Genomic DNA, 12,735 nt, shown 5'->3' with positions numbered 1-12,735 from the left:
CTGTGGGCGGTGTACGAGACCTTCGCCTCCCCCGGCAAGATCCTCACCCAGATCGCCGAGATGCCCGACGGCCGCGACTACTTCTGGGTCTCACGCACCGTCGAGCGCCGCGCTACCCGCTACGGCCAGCCCGGCAAGACGTTCGCGATCGGCCTGGGCTGTGAATTGCGCCACGCCGGCCGCGTCATCTACTCCGACGGCCTCGAGATCGGCCCGCAGGCCAGCATCACCCCGATCGGCGCCGGCTGCCGCGTCTGCGAACGCGCCAACTGCACCCAGCGCGCCTTCCCGCCCCTCGGCTCGACGCTGCGCATCAACGAACACCGCAGCAGCGTCTCCCCCTACATGAACTGACCCCACCCGGCCATCATCACAGCTTTGTAACTAGCGGTCCGTTCCCACACCGGCACCAATCCACACCAATAAAGTGCGACTTCGCGCCACCTCGACTTTCACGTGGCGACTTTCACGTGGCACCACAGGACGGGAGGCCGGATGCGGCGCGTTTCAGGGTTCACACGTGGCGCAGGCGTGCTCATCGTGGCGGCGACACTATGGATGTCGACGTCAGTCACCGCTTCGGCGGTGCCGCCCAACATGCGCCCGGTGCCCGAGCAGGTCACCAAGACCATCGACTCGGTGGTCCCGCCCGCACCGTATCCACGCCTCAAGACCATCCCCGACCGGGCGAAGGCGCCCGGCTATCCGCACAGCGTCCAGGAGTTGCGGGCGGCGATCCTGCCGTCGCCGGTGGGTGACGCATTCTTCGACGCGTGGCCCAAGAATCTGGCCGGCCAGAAGCCGGGCACCATTCTGCGTACCCGCGACGTCACGCGGGTAGCCGCGCCGCTGGTCACCGTACCCATCCGCTACGCGCAGCAGATCAAGTTCGTCAGCACCGATGCACTGGGGCAGCCGTCGTTCGGAACCGCCACGCTGGTCGTCCCCCGTTCCCGGTGGACCCGCGGCGGCGCGCGCCCCATCGTGGTGAATAATCTGCCGATCGATTCGATGGGCACCAAATGCACCTCGGGTTACACGCTGGCCCACGGCTTCAGCGGCGACACCAACACCACCGACTTCTTCCCGCCGACCACCCAACTGTCCCTGCACCGCGGGTATGCGGTGATCGTCCCCGACCATCAGGGACCGCGGATGGCCTACGCCGAACCGACCACCGCCGGACACATCGTCCTCGACTCGATCCGAGCCGTATCCAACTACGATGCAAAGGCTTTCAGCGATTCCCGAGTCGGGATGACCGGTTACTCGGGCGGGGCTATCGCCACCAACGGCGCCACCAAACTCGCCGGCGAGTACGCCCCCGACATCGCGCCCCGACTCGTGGGGGCGGCGATGGGCGGCGTTCCCGCCGACTACCGGATCCTCTCGGCCAGCATGAACGCCAACCTGGCGACCGGTCTGTTCCACGAGGCCATGTTCGGGGTGGCCCGCGAACGTCCCGAACTGCTCACCCTCGCCAACAATGCGACGAAGTGGCTGGTGACCTCACCACTCAAGGACGGCTGCGCCACCTGGGGAATCCTGGGCGGGCTGACGTTCATGCCGTCACAGCTGCTATCGAACGACAATGATCCGTTCAATTCACCTGTGGCCCAGCATATTTACAAGATCACCCAGATGGCCGACAAGAAGTCGGTGGTACCGCTGTATATCTACCAGGGCGCCCAGGAGTTCTGGATTCCGCCCGCCGGCACCCGCAATCTGTTCGCGCAGCAGTGCCGGCTCGGCGCCAACGTCACCTACCGCGAGGTCCCCGGCGAACACTTCCTGGCGACGGTCACCGGATTTCCCGACGCCCTCACCTGGCTCGACGACCGCCTACAGGGCAAACCCGCCCCCAACAACTGCTGACGGCGGTGGGGCCGGCTTTCAGCGCAGGTCAGTAGCGCGGACGGGTGGTGCAACCCCAAACGATCGTGCGTCCGCCACCGGCCTTGCTCTTGGCCAGACGTTCGGCGCGAGCGCGCGTCGGCGCGTATGAGTAACCCCAGCGCCGGGTGTATGGGTTCTGCGCGGCCGCACCGCAACTGTTGTCCATGGTGACCGCCCAATCACAGTCGTACGCACCACATTTACGGATCGCGGCCCGCCTCGCCGAAGCGACCGTCGGGTAGTCGACCACCACCGACGCGTTGCCGGTTTCCAGCGAGATCGCGATGGCGCCGTACCAGTGGCCGTCACGTGCCTGCGCCTCGCCCGGACCGGTGGCGATCAGCCCCGTCGCAGCCATTCCGACGGCCATCGTGGCGAGGCCTGCTCGCACCGCGGTGGACTTGCGTGGCAGAAGATTCATTTCGTTAGCCTTCCGAGCGAAGTATTGGGACCCGTCGACAATACGCACAACGCACGGGGGTTCTGAGCATCCCCATCGGCATGTTCCATTGTTCGACCGACACTCAGACGCCACATTCATCCACCCGAAGGATATCGACCGAATCGGGCGAGGTCCGGCGAAGCAGTTGCTGACCCCTTCAGCTGGTTGAGGTGCGAGGAGCGTAAGCGACGAGCCTCGAAACCTCGTGAGCGGACAATGTAGTCTCACCTCGGTTTCGAGGCTCGCGGGGCTCGCACCTCAGCCGGCGTGCGGGTTGCGGTATCTCAGTAGACGAGCAGGCGGATGTTCTCCGAAACCAGGGCGGGCTTCTCGACGCCCTCGATCTCGACAGTGTTGGTGACCACCACGTTCACCCCGGCCTTGGTCTCCTCGACGGAGGTGATGACGGCGTTGGAGCGGATACGCGAGCCCACCGGCACCGGATGCGGGAAGCGCACCTTGTTGGCGCCGTAGTTGATGACCATCTTGGGGCCCTCGACGGTGAAGATGCCACCGGCGATCACCGGGAGCAGCGAGAGGGTGAGGTAACCATGGGCGATGGTGGCGCCGAACGGCCCCGACTTCGCCTTCTCCACGTCGACGTGAATCCACTGGTGGTCGCCGGTGGCCTCGGCGAAGGCATTGACCCGCTCCTGCGTGATCTCCAGCCATTCACCCGACCCGAGGTCGGTGCCTATGGCGGCGCGCAGCTCATCGACGGAGGTGAATACTTTCGGTTCAAAATCAGTCATGCACCAAGACTAGTGGCCCTCGTCACCTCGCCGACCGCGGGTGCGGTGAACCTGTACCCCTCAGAACGGATCGTTGGACTTGGCGCAACCGGAGGCAACGATCTGACCGTTGGAGGTGCCTTCCTTGGCCGCGCGCTGGGCGGCGAGGATGTTGCTCGCATTCGCCGATGTCGAGTGGCCGGTGTAGGGGTTGACTGCCACGGCGGCACAGTCATCGTTCATGCGGGCGACCACCTTGCAGTCGGTCGCGCCGAGGGTCGCGCACTTGTTCTTAGCTGATCTCGATGCCTTCTTGGCCGACGACTTGCCGGTGGACACTCCGTATCGCTTGGTCTGCTTCGAGTAGGCGATGGCTCCGTACGGTCCGTCGGCGGCGTGTGCTTCGGCCGGTACCCACAGCAGGCCACCGGCCACCAGAGCCGCGGCAGCGGCACCTGCACCGAACCGTGCGGCCCGTCCGCTTCGTGGTGAACTCATCAGTGATCCCTCCGGTCGGCACATGTGTTTTCCCATCGTAACGGCCACGGTCTCGATCGCCCATCCGTCGGCTACCGTGGCCCCCATGAGCACACCTCGTATCGAACCCGGCGGTTTCTGGCAACTCGGGCCGTTCAACTGGGCCTTTTCGCAGGCGGCGGCGAGGGTGATCGGCGTCGATGATGCCCGGATCTTCTCGACGCTGGGCCGGTCGAAGGGTCTGTTCCGGGGGTGGCTGTATTTCAGTTCGCGGATGATGCCGTTCGGCAAACTGTCCCGCAAGGACACCGAGATGATCATCATCCGGGTCGCGCATCTGCGGGGCTGCGACTACGAGCTCGATCATCACCGCAGGCTCGGCAAGCGGGCCGGTATCGCCGACGCCGAGCTCGCCGACATCATCGAAGGTCCCGTCGCCGGATGGGGCGATCGAGAGCGGTCGATGCTGCTGGCCGTCGACCAGCTGGTCACCACCCACGACATCGACGATGCCACCTGGGCGGCGCTGGCCCGGCACCTCGACGAACCCCGGCTCATCTCGTTCACGCTGCTGGTCGGGCAGTACGACTCGCTGGCCACCACCATCGGCACGCTGCGCATCCAGCGGGATACTCGCCGTGGGTAGTGACAGGAAACCCTTAGATGATTTAGAGTAGCTTTAATCCTCTAAATTGAGAGGTTCGCCGCAACCATCAGGGAGCGCATCATGAGCGACACCCCCACCAGTCACACCCCCGCGGGCGATCTGCCCCTCGCGGGCCGCAAACCCGAGGACATGCCCGGCCACTGGCTCCTCGCCCGCCTCGGCAAACGAGTTCTGCGACCGGGTGGCCGCGCCCTCACCGAACAACTGCTCGACGACGCCCGTCTCGCCGGCGCCCAGGTTGTGGAGCTGGCCCCGGGCCTAGGCAAGACGGCGGTGTCGATCCTGGGTCGCAGCCCGGCCGGATATATCGGCGTCGAAGCCGATCCGGCCGCCGTCTCGCTCACGGCACAGGCCGTCGGCAGCCGGGGCCGGGTTGTCGAAGGCGACGCCGCCGCCACCGGACTCGACGACGCGTCGGCCGACGCCGTGATCGGCGAGGCGATGCTGACCATGCAGTCCGACCGCGCCAAGGCCGCCATCGTCGCCGAGGCCCACCGGGTGCTACGTGCGGGTGGCCGGTACGCGATCCACGAACTCGCTCTCAACCCCGACACCCTCGGCGACGATGAGAAGACCGAGATCCGCAAATCGCTGGCCCGCTCCATCAAGGTCAACGCCCGCCCACTCACCGAGCAGGAGTGGCGAAAACTGTTCACCGACAACGGCTTCACCATCGAGAAGGTAGCCTTCGCACCGATGGCTCTGCTCGAACCGCGGCGGGTCATCGCCGACGAGGGGGTGCCGCGCACGCTGCGCTTCGTCGCGAATGTGGTCCGTAACCCCAAGGCCCGCAAGCGTATTCTCGGGATGCGGGCCACGTTCAGCAAGTACCGCGACAACCTCGCAGCCATCGAACTCGTCGCCGTCAAGGATGCGGCGTGACGGCCGACGCCGCACCGTTCACCGAGATCACCGGCTTGAACGATCCCGAACAGTCGCCGGCGGATTCGGCGCGGCCGAACATCTCGGTGATGTACCGCGGCGATGACGTCGTCGTCATCCGGCTCGTTTTCCGTGCCGGACAGAAGATGCCCGATCATCGTGCGGGCAAACCGATTCTGGTCCTCGGGCAATCCGGTCGAATCGACTTCACCATCGGAGACAGGCACATCGATCTCGAACCCGGCTCCGCCGTACACGTCGAGGCCAAGGTCACCCATTCACTGCACGCGACCACCGACGCCGTCGCCACCCTGATGGTGCTCGAATCAAGCGGATCATAGTGGGCCCCAGCATGTCCGGCGATCCGCGAACCACCGTGCTCGGGATACTACGGATGGCCGAGGAACCGGTCACGGCGGCGCAGGTGGCGCAGCAACTCGGTGTGCACGTCACCACCGCCCGCTTTCACCTGCGTAATCTCGTCGACGACGGCAAGGCGGCGTCGGTGGTGCTGCGGTCGGAGTCGGCGGGCCGGCCGCGTACCGGGTACGTCGCCGTCAACGAACTGGCCGTCGACAATCTGCTGAGTATTCTGCTCGGCCACCTCGGTGGTTCTCCGGAGGAACGAGAGCAGACCGGGGTGCTGGCCGGGAGACAGTGGGCGGCAAAGGTTCTCGCCGGTACTGCGCCTGCCGACCCGGCGATGTTCCCCGACCCTGCAACCGTCACAGCCGACGCGCTGCGCGCACTCGGCTTCAAAGTGTCGAATGTGCTGAGCGCGTTCGGAACCCACGAGATCACCATGTGCTCGTGCCCGCTGCGGCAGGTTGGCACCTCGCATCCGGAGATCGCTCGCGGAATAGCCCGCGGCGCCGTCGAATACGCCATCGAGTCGAGTTCACCCGCACTCGCCGGACAGTACGGGGTACACGTGATCCCGGCACCCGACGGTGACTGCGAGATCACACTGCGCCTGGCCCGGTCCGCCGCACTCAACTGACGCAACCCAATCCATTCACGAAATTCAGGAGTACCGATGCACATCCGTCCATCGATCGCCATGACCACCGCGACAGCTGCGGTCGCCGCATCCGCGCTGATGGGTACCGCCGGCGCCGCTATCGCAGCCCCGACGGTACGCACACCGACCGGGACGCTGCCCGCCGACTACCGGGTCACCTCGGCCAAACCGTCACTCAAAGAGCTCGGCAACATCGTCACCTTCCTGGTGGCCACCAACGCCTCCGACCGGGCCAAGGCCGCGAACGTCGAGGGCGGCATGAACGCGGTCGTGGTGCCGAAAACCGTGTACCGGCTGGGCCTGTTCCGCCCGCCGCGCGGCTGGCACAACGTGACGGGACCGCTTCGGCAGCAAGGCAACAGCGCGAAAGCCACCCTCAACAGCGGCTCGACCGGCCGCCCGACGATCCGTCTGACGATCGAATTCAAGAAGCTGGACGGCAACTGGAAGCTCTCGGCAAAGTCGCTGTGCACCGGCGTCAAGACCGTGGGCCTCAACGTCTACTGCAACCGGTGACCGCAGCGGCCCCGCCGGGAATCCTCATCGACCGCATCGGTGTGCGCCTGGGTCGCCGCGAGATTCTGCGCGAGGTCACCCTGACAGCTGCCGCCGGCCAGATCACCTACCTGCTGGGGCGCAACGGAGCCGGGAAGTCGACGCTGCTCCGGGCGATCGCCGGAATCGCGCCGTTGTCGTCGGGTTCGATTTCGGTGAACGGCGGCGAGCCGGCACGCGCGGCACGACCGCTCGCCGAGATCGGCACGCATCTACACTCCGACGGCTTCCATCACGGTCACACCGGTGTTCGCCATCTTCGCTGGCTTGCAACGGCTTCCGGCATCAACCAAGACCGGGTGGAGACGGTACTCGACATTGTCGGGCTGACTCCGTTCGCCGGTGACCGTATTTCCGGATACTCGCTGGGGATGCGGCAGCGGCTCGGAATCGCCGGGGCTTTGCTCGGTGACGCGCCGACGCTGGTACTCGACGAGCCATTGAACGGACTGGACATCATGGGGATTCGCTGGGTGCGCGGGCTACTCGCCGAACTCGCCGCCGAAGGACGGTCCATTCTGGTGGCCTCGCATCTGTTCGATGAGGTGCAACGCAACGGCCACCGGGTCGCCGTTCTCGACGGGGGCCGGATCGTCGCCGACGCACCGATTGCCGATTTCGTCGACGGCCACCACTCACTCGAAGACGCGTATCTGGTTGCGATCGGAGAAGTCCGGTGATCGCTGTGCCGGCCTCCGTGAGCCGGATCGGCAGAGCTGTTGCCGCCGAACGAATTCGCACCGGCGGACGGCGCGGCCTCCTGTCCACCGTCATCCTGCCGGGCGCGATCATACTGCCGTTGCTGGTCACCGCGGTGGTGGCGACTGTGTCCGAACACTTTTCGACGATATCGACCGACGTCGAAGTGGTGGCCGTGGGCACCACCAACTCGGTCTACTGGGTTCTGACGTTCACGGTCACCGTATGGTGTTGTGCGGCAGCGTATACGCAGAGTGCCGCCGAACGCGGCGACGTCGGCGACCTCGGGCGGATACTGTTTCCGCGATCCGGGACGACCGTCGCCGCCCGGTGGATCTTCTACGGCGGCGGGGCCGCGATCTGCGCTGTCGCCCTGGCGATTCTGACGATGATCGCACTGCCCGTCTTCTACCCGAATGTGTACGGCGACGTCGACCTCGTTTCCGCGGAAGGTTTGCGGTTCGTGCTGACGATCCCGATGTATTCTATTTCAGCAGTGGGGATTTCACTTGGGGTGGCCGCTGCGATCGGCAATCCGGCGGCATCGGTGGCGGTGCTGCTCGGCTGGGTGTACATCGTGGAGAACACGGTCGCGCTGATCCCGAACGGCTACACCATCCAGGGATATATGCCATTCCTCAACGGCGTGTACGGCACCGGGCAGGAGATCGTGGTGATGCCGCCGTGGGGTGTCAACGGCGCACGCGCCTACTGCGCCGGTATCGCGGTTCTGATGTTTGTGATCGCCTGCTGGGCATCACAATTGCGACGTCGCTGACGCATGGATGCTCACGTCCGGACCGGTCCGCTTCCGGTTTCCCCGCCGGCACGGGTTTCGTCTGCGACGTCGTCGCCGGGGTGTGACCAGTCACCGAGGACGGGCGGTGCCACCAGCGGCATCGCACCCACTGCCTCGGAGCCGTTGTCGGTGGTGTGCAGATAGCCCGCGGACTTGTGCGCCTTCTTGTCGTCCCCCGAACCACCGGCCCTGGCAGCAGGCGCCATCGGGCCGGACGCCAGTGGTCGGGCACCTGTGTTCACCGGCCCGGAAGCGGTCGTCGGCACCGGTGACGTGCCCGTGACGGATCTGGGCGGGAGTGTGGTCGGCGGAATCCCGTTGACCCGTGGACTTCCCACCGGCGTTCCGGTCGGTGACCCGGTGGGATTCGCGGGCAGATTCAGGCCGGGGTACGGCACCGGTCCGGCGAGATTCGGGTCGGTGACATCGTGGTCCGGGTTGTGCGCGGCGGGATCGTCCCGGCCGTCGGCGCCCGGCGTGCCGTTCGGCCGGCTCTTCTCATCCTGATTCGTTTGCCACACAGTACTGTTCGGCAATTGTCCGGTTGACGGGGTGGCGCGGCCGGTCGTCCTGTTGTCGGCGGTGGTCTGATTGTCCGCAGCCCGCACCGGTGTGGGTGTCGTGGTCGTCCTGGTGTTGCTCGGCGTACCGGTGGGGTCGGTCGTCGCACGGGACGTGGTGGTCGGGCCGCTGTTCGTCGGCGTGTTGGTTGTCGGCGTGCTGGTCGGTGTGCCGCCTGTTGTGGTCGTCAGGGGTGTAGATGTGTTGCCATACGGTGTGTTTGACGTCGCGATGGTGGTATCGCCGGTCGTCGACGGAAGATCCGTGCCGGCGGTCGTCGCCGTGTTCGCGATCCAGCGATTTTGTACGATTCCCAGGACGGTGTCCGTGTGCACGTCGATCTCATTCATCGGATCGGTGTACGAATAGTTCATCAGACGCTCCACCGACGCCCGGACCTCGATAATGGAGGCCGTCTTGGTCTCCGCGTCCCTGCGCATCGACTCCAGGAGCGGGGTCTCCTTCGACGTGGCGGCGACCACATCCGCGGCCGAGGACATGGCATTGCTGGTCACCGCAGCGACGTCGGAGTCGGCCAGGATCAATTCTCCCAGTTCACGTCCCGCCGAACGACCGGCATCGGCACCTTCGCCGCGTGCGTCGCCCCCGGCGAAGCTCTCGATCATCGAGTCGCCGAGTTTCCCTGCCGCCGTAACGAGTTCGTTGAATGCCTGCGTGTCGCCGGATGCACTGCCGCCCGACATCGTACCGACGACACCGATCACCTCACCGATACTCATCGCCGACCATGGGCTCCGTGCCGCCACCGCATCCCCCGATACCAGTTGTCCACAACATCTGTCCACAGTCTGGACAACGGCGACCATACCGTGTTCACTGCTACGAGTTAAGTCAACTATCAACACCTTTCGTACGGTGAAGATGGTTCACGATCGACGCTACCTGCGCCAGTCGTGTACGGGGGTGACCGAGCGCAGGGGGACGCTATGGCAGGCGACGAGGATAAACCGGACGGGCAGCACTACTCGTTCACATCCGAGCAGGTGTTCCAGTTCACCGAAGCCTGGTGGAAAGAACGGGGACTGGTGGCACAGCACGTCGGCGACGAACTCGACCTTATCGCCGATCGCGCGAAGAGGTTGTTCGTCTTGAACCACTTCGGCGACTGTGTTGAAGGACAGTACATGCATGCCATGTTTCGCAACAACATCAACGAGTGGGTCGCGAGTCTGCAACTTCGCGCCGCGTCGGCGAAGAATCTGGCTTCCGCGTGCTCCGACGCAGCCAGGACCCTCGCCGTGACCGATCAAGAATCGGCTGTAATCATCACAGAAACGTGAGCCGAACCTCAATGGCAATGCCACCTATAGACAGTCCCGATGACATCAGACGCGGCAACAGCTCGCGCCCGCTTGCGCTGGCAATTGTCGGCGTCATGTGCATGCCATCCGGCTGTTCGGTCGACGGTTCACCCACTGCAACAGTTGATTCCAGAGTAGGAGTACCCGGATCGAGCATTCGTCAAACCGATGCCCGAGGAGTCGCACTCCCATTCGTGACTCCGTTCCCGGACCGCTGGTCGACAAATAATGACGGAACCACCTACGAACCCTGCACCGCTCTGACCGACGCAGAGCTCGGCGACGCAGGACTCGACCCCGCCACCGCTATGGATGTAGCGGTCGCCAACCACCAGACGGCGAGAGGATGCATCTGGTACTTTCACGGAGGCCCTGACGCCGGATTGCTCTCGCACGCTACCGGAAACCGCCCTACCTTCGAGCAGGATATGAAGGATCGTGGATGGTACGAAGTTTCCTACGACATCTCCATCAAGGGGCGACTCGTTCTCGTAGACTCCAGAGATACAACTGACTGCATGGCTACCGTAAAGTCCGGTAAATCACCAGTGATCGTGGGCACGAGCAAACTCTTCAAGCCCATCGGCCGAGAGGCCGTCTGCCAACGGGCAATCGATTTCATGAAACGTGTCATCGACCGAATGCCGCCACCAGAGTCGTAAGTCCCCGATCACATACAGCACCACCCCATGTCCGAGATTTGCTGATCAGCAACAGAATTCAAGGTCAAGATCATCAACCTGTCAATTTGTGACCACCGTCACCAGTTTCGATATTCTGTATTCCCAAGACAAGATCGCGGACCTTGGAGCGGCAAAACTCTGCATAGCGGCGATTCTGGACAGACGCGCATCAGTAGTGTTTACTAACCCACACGATCAGTTGTCACAACGTGATTTCGGGTCGGGGAGAAATCCGGGGAGATAGGGCGGGCGGTGACGCCTGACACATCGGTGGGGCGGCAGACGCAGGGGGTATCGACGAGTTCTCGTCGATAAGTGCGGTGCCGACATAGACGGCGCCGCGCGCCGGCCATCGGGGGCGTCATCGTCCGACCAGTTATCTCCCGAAGGATCGACGGGTTTTCGAATCATTCAGTCGGGCAGCAGTTTACGCGCCCCGGGCCCTTCCTTGCCCAGTCTGTCACCCGGATTGACGTACGGACACGTCGTCAGTGACAGGCACCCACAGCCGATGCAGTCGGCGAGATTGTCGCGCAACGCGATCAGCCCGGCGATGCGCTGGTCGAGATCGGCGCGCCAGTCCTCGGCCAGGCGAGCCCAATCCTGTTTGGTGGGTGGCCGGTCGTGCGGCAGGTCGTCGAGCGCCGCTTTGATCCGGGCCAGCGGAATGCCCAGTGTCTGCGACGCCCGGATGAACGCGACGAGACGTAGGGTGTCGCGCCGGTACTCACGCCGGTTTCCCGAGGTGCGGCGGCTGCTGATGAGCCCGTACTCCTCGTAGTAGTGCAGCGTCGACACGGCCACCCCGGCCCGCTGGGCCACCTGCCCCGGTTTGAGCCACAGTCCCTCGGGCACGATCCGCTCTTTCGACAATTCGCTTGACATCAAGTGCACTTGATGAAGTGAACTCTACGGCATGAGCAGAATCGAGGTCGGCCGATGAGCATGGAATCCGTGGCGTGGGACGTGATGTACAAGTCGTCCCACACCCCCGACGACAACAAGACGCGACGGGCGGACCGGCGCGCCACCACCCGCCGTATCGGTGGATTCGCCCGCCCCCACCGGCGGCGGATCGTCGTGTTTCTGGCGCTGTCGGTGCTGATGGCCGTCCTTACCGTGGTCACGCCGCTGCTGGCGGGACGCGTCATCGACCTGATCACCGACGCCGATTCGTCGGCGGGCGGCGCGATCGTCGGACTGGCCGTGGTAATCGCGCTGATCGCCGTAGCAGAGGCTGTCACCGGAATCGGGGCGCGTTGGTTGTCGGCGAACATCGGCGAGGGCCTGATCCTGGATCTACGTCGCGCCGTCTTCGATCACGTACAACGTATGCCGGTCGCGTTCTTCACCCGCACCCGCACCGGTGCCCTGGTCAGCCGCCTGAACAACGACGTGATCGGGGCGCAACGAGCGTTCAGCGACACCCTTTCGGGGGTGGTTTCCAACTTCGTGACCCTCGTCCTGACACTCGGGGTGATGCTGGCGATCAGTTGGCAGATCACCCTGCTGACGCTGATCCTGCTGCCGGTGTTCGTGCTGCCCGCCCGACGGATGGGCCGGCGCATGGCCGGCCTGGCACGGGAGAGTGCCGAGTACAACGCACGGATGTCGACGCAGATGACCGAACGGTTCTCCGCACCCGGCGCCACCCTGGTGAAGCTGTTCGGCCGTCCCGACCGCGAATCGGCGGAGTTCGCGGACCGCGCGGATGCGGTGCGCGACATCGGAATTCGTCAGGCCATGCTGCAAACCTACTTCTTCAGCGCACTGATGCTGGTGTCGGCGCTGGCGCTGGCGCTGGTGTACGGCCTGGGCGGCTGGTTGGCTGTGCACCACCACCTTTCGGCCGGCGCGGTGGTGTCGCTGGCGTTGCTGCTGACCCGGATGTACGCACCGCTGACCGCGCTGGCCAACGCCCGCGTCGAGATCATGAGTGCGCTGGTGAGTTTCGAGCGGGTCTTCGAGGTCCTCGACCTCGAACCGCTGATCCAGGACAA

Annotated in this window: 17 protein-coding genes; 12 read left to right on the top strand and 5 right to left on the bottom strand. The window is 64.8% G+C overall.

Features of this window, described 5'->3' with window-relative positions:
• Both Q0627_RS05815 and Q0627_RS05810 read left to right on the top strand, forming a co-directional pair.
• Positions 1 to 354, top strand: a 354-nt coding sequence (locus tag Q0627_RS05815; protein ID WP_298808335.1) for a DUF2083 domain-containing protein, incomplete at its 5' end; no start/stop codon positions are given.
• 204 nt (positions 355 to 558) lie between these two features.
• Positions 559 to 1,875, top strand: coding sequence for a lipase family protein (locus Q0627_RS05810; protein WP_298808333.1), 1,317 nt, complete (start codon positions 559 to 561; stop codon positions 1,873 to 1,875).
• A gap of 28 nt (positions 1,876 to 1,903) precedes the next feature.
• Here Q0627_RS05810 and Q0627_RS05805 read toward each other — a convergent pair whose 3' ends face one another.
• The 3 genes from Q0627_RS05805 to Q0627_RS05795 all read right to left on the bottom strand — a co-directional run bounded on the left by Q0627_RS05805 (position 1,904) and on the right by Q0627_RS05795 (position 3,567).
• A complete protein-coding gene (locus tag Q0627_RS05805) occupies positions 1,904 to 2,317 on the bottom strand; it encodes a DUF4189 domain-containing protein (RefSeq protein ID WP_291015901.1) in 414 nt (137 codons plus the stop codon).
• A gap of 305 nt (positions 2,318 to 2,622) precedes the next feature.
• A complete protein-coding gene (locus tag Q0627_RS05800; protein ID WP_291015900.1) occupies positions 2,623 to 3,090 on the bottom strand; it encodes a MaoC family dehydratase in 468 nt (155 codons plus the stop codon).
• A 60-nt stretch (positions 3,091 to 3,150) separates the two neighbouring features.
• Positions 3,151 to 3,567 carry a DUF4189 domain-containing protein gene (locus Q0627_RS05795; protein ID WP_298808329.1) on the bottom strand — a complete coding sequence of 139 codons (417 nt, stop codon included), beginning with the start codon at positions 3,565 to 3,567 and terminating at the stop codon, positions 3,151 to 3,153.
• An 85-nt stretch (positions 3,568 to 3,652) separates the two neighbouring features.
• Here Q0627_RS05795 and Q0627_RS05790 point away from each other — a divergent pair, with 85 nt between their 5' ends.
• The 7 genes from Q0627_RS05790 (at position 3,653) to Q0627_RS05760 (ending at position 8,148) form a co-directional block, all read left to right on the top strand.
• Complete coding sequence (locus Q0627_RS05790) at positions 3,653 to 4,192, top strand: carboxymuconolactone decarboxylase family protein (RefSeq protein WP_298808326.1); 540 nt, start codon at positions 3,653 to 3,655, stop codon at positions 4,190 to 4,192.
• Between the two features lie 81 nt (positions 4,193 to 4,273).
• Positions 4,274 to 5,095: a class I SAM-dependent methyltransferase gene (locus tag Q0627_RS05785; protein WP_291015894.1), complete on the top strand. Its 822-nt coding sequence runs from the start codon at positions 4,274 to 4,276 to the stop codon at positions 5,093 to 5,095.
• The gene (locus Q0627_RS05780) at positions 5,092 to 5,436 is read left to right on the top strand and encodes a cupin domain-containing protein (protein WP_298808322.1); all 345 of its coding nucleotides are present in this window, start codon (positions 5,092 to 5,094) and stop codon (positions 5,434 to 5,436) included. The genes Q0627_RS05785 and Q0627_RS05780 overlap by 4 nt, the downstream gene beginning before the upstream one ends.
• Positions 5,437 to 5,447: 11 nt before the next feature.
• Positions 5,448 to 6,095, top strand: coding sequence for a helix-turn-helix domain-containing protein (locus Q0627_RS05775; protein WP_298808320.1), 648 nt, complete (start codon positions 5,448 to 5,450; stop codon positions 6,093 to 6,095).
• A gap of 99 nt (positions 6,096 to 6,194) precedes the next feature.
• The gene (locus Q0627_RS05770; protein WP_298808339.1) at positions 6,195 to 6,632 is read left to right on the top strand and encodes a hypothetical protein; all 438 of its coding nucleotides are present in this window, start codon (positions 6,195 to 6,197) and stop codon (positions 6,630 to 6,632) included.
• Positions 6,629 to 7,351, top strand: a complete 723-nt coding sequence (locus Q0627_RS05765; RefSeq protein WP_298808317.1) for an ABC transporter ATP-binding protein — start codon at positions 6,629 to 6,631, stop codon at positions 7,349 to 7,351. Before Q0627_RS05770 ends, Q0627_RS05765 begins: the two co-directional genes overlap by 4 nt.
• Complete coding sequence (locus Q0627_RS05760) at positions 7,348 to 8,148, top strand: ABC transporter permease (protein WP_298808314.1); 801 nt, start codon at positions 7,348 to 7,350, stop codon at positions 8,146 to 8,148. The genes Q0627_RS05765 and Q0627_RS05760 overlap by 4 nt, the downstream gene beginning before the upstream one ends.
• An 11-nt stretch (positions 8,149 to 8,159) precedes the next feature.
• Here Q0627_RS05760 and Q0627_RS05755 read toward each other — a convergent pair whose 3' ends face one another.
• Positions 8,160 to 9,470 carry a hypothetical protein gene (locus Q0627_RS05755; protein WP_298808311.1) on the bottom strand — a complete coding sequence of 437 codons (1,311 nt, stop codon included), beginning with the start codon at positions 9,468 to 9,470 and terminating at the stop codon, positions 8,160 to 8,162.
• Between the two features lie 207 nt (positions 9,471 to 9,677).
• On the opposite strand from Q0627_RS05755, the gene Q0627_RS05750 reads away from it, so the two are divergent.
• Both Q0627_RS05750 and Q0627_RS05745 read left to right on the top strand, forming a co-directional pair.
• Positions 9,678 to 10,031: a hypothetical protein gene (locus Q0627_RS05750; RefSeq protein ID WP_291015884.1), complete on the top strand. Its 354-nt coding sequence runs from the start codon at positions 9,678 to 9,680 to the stop codon at positions 10,029 to 10,031.
• A gap of 11 nt (positions 10,032 to 10,042) precedes the next feature.
• Positions 10,043 to 10,714 carry a DUF3558 family protein gene (locus tag Q0627_RS05745; RefSeq protein ID WP_366852154.1) on the top strand — a complete coding sequence of 224 codons (672 nt, stop codon included), beginning with the start codon at positions 10,043 to 10,045 and terminating at the stop codon, positions 10,712 to 10,714.
• 432 nt (positions 10,715 to 11,146) lie between these two features.
• Here the strand turns inward: Q0627_RS05745 and soxR are convergent, their stop codons facing one another.
• Entirely contained in the window at positions 11,147 to 11,620 is a 474-nt protein-coding gene (gene soxR, locus Q0627_RS05740) for a redox-sensitive transcriptional activator SoxR (protein ID WP_298808307.1), read from the bottom strand.
• 54 nt (positions 11,621 to 11,674) lie between these two features.
• On the opposite strand from soxR, the gene Q0627_RS05735 reads away from it, so the two are divergent.
• The coding region (locus tag Q0627_RS05735) for an ABC transporter ATP-binding protein (RefSeq protein WP_298808304.1) at positions 11,675 to 12,735 on the top strand (1,061 nt) is incomplete at its 3' end.

The organism is uncultured Gordonia sp. (assembly GCF_937858515.1).
Classification (GTDB): domain Bacteria; phylum Actinomycetota; class Actinomycetes; order Mycobacteriales; family Mycobacteriaceae; genus Gordonia.
Note: the sequence above shows the minus strand (reverse complement) of the source record. Positions and strands in the feature narration are given on the sequence as shown.

Bases quoted from the DNA above. Each gene is read 5' to 3' on its own strand.
- Q0627_RS05810 (WP_298808333.1), top strand. From the start codon at position 559: ATGTCGACGTCAGTCACCGCTTCGGCGGTGCCGCCCAACATGCGCCCG.
- Q0627_RS05805 (WP_291015901.1), bottom strand. From the start codon at position 2,317: ATGAATCTTCTGCCACGCAAGTCCACCGCGGTGCGAGCAGGCCTCGCC.
- Q0627_RS05800 (WP_291015900.1), bottom strand. From the start codon at position 3,090: ATGACTGATTTTGAACCGAAAGTATTCACCTCCGTCGATGAGCTGCGC.
- Q0627_RS05795 (WP_298808329.1), bottom strand. From the start codon at position 3,567: ATGAGTTCACCACGAAGCGGACGGGCCGCACGGTTCGGTGCAGGTGCC.
- Q0627_RS05790 (WP_298808326.1), top strand. From the start codon at position 3,653: ATGAGCACACCTCGTATCGAACCCGGCGGTTTCTGGCAACTCGGGCCG.
- Q0627_RS05785 (WP_291015894.1), top strand. From the start codon at position 4,274: ATGAGCGACACCCCCACCAGTCACACCCCCGCGGGCGATCTGCCCCTC.
- Q0627_RS05775 (WP_298808320.1), top strand. From the start codon at position 5,448: ATGTCCGGCGATCCGCGAACCACCGTGCTCGGGATACTACGGATGGCC.
- Q0627_RS05770 (WP_298808339.1), top strand. From the start codon at position 6,195: ATGGGTACCGCCGGCGCCGCTATCGCAGCCCCGACGGTACGCACACCG.
- Q0627_RS05755 (WP_298808311.1), bottom strand. From the start codon at position 9,470: ATGAGTATCGGTGAGGTGATCGGTGTCGTCGGTACGATGTCGGGCGGC.
- Q0627_RS05750 (WP_291015884.1), top strand. From the start codon at position 9,678: ATGGCAGGCGACGAGGATAAACCGGACGGGCAGCACTACTCGTTCACA.
- Q0627_RS05745 (WP_366852154.1), top strand. From the start codon at position 10,043: ATGGCAATGCCACCTATAGACAGTCCCGATGACATCAGACGCGGCAAC.
- soxR (WP_298808307.1), bottom strand. From the start codon at position 11,620: ATGTCAAGCGAATTGTCGAAAGAGCGGATCGTGCCCGAGGGACTGTGG.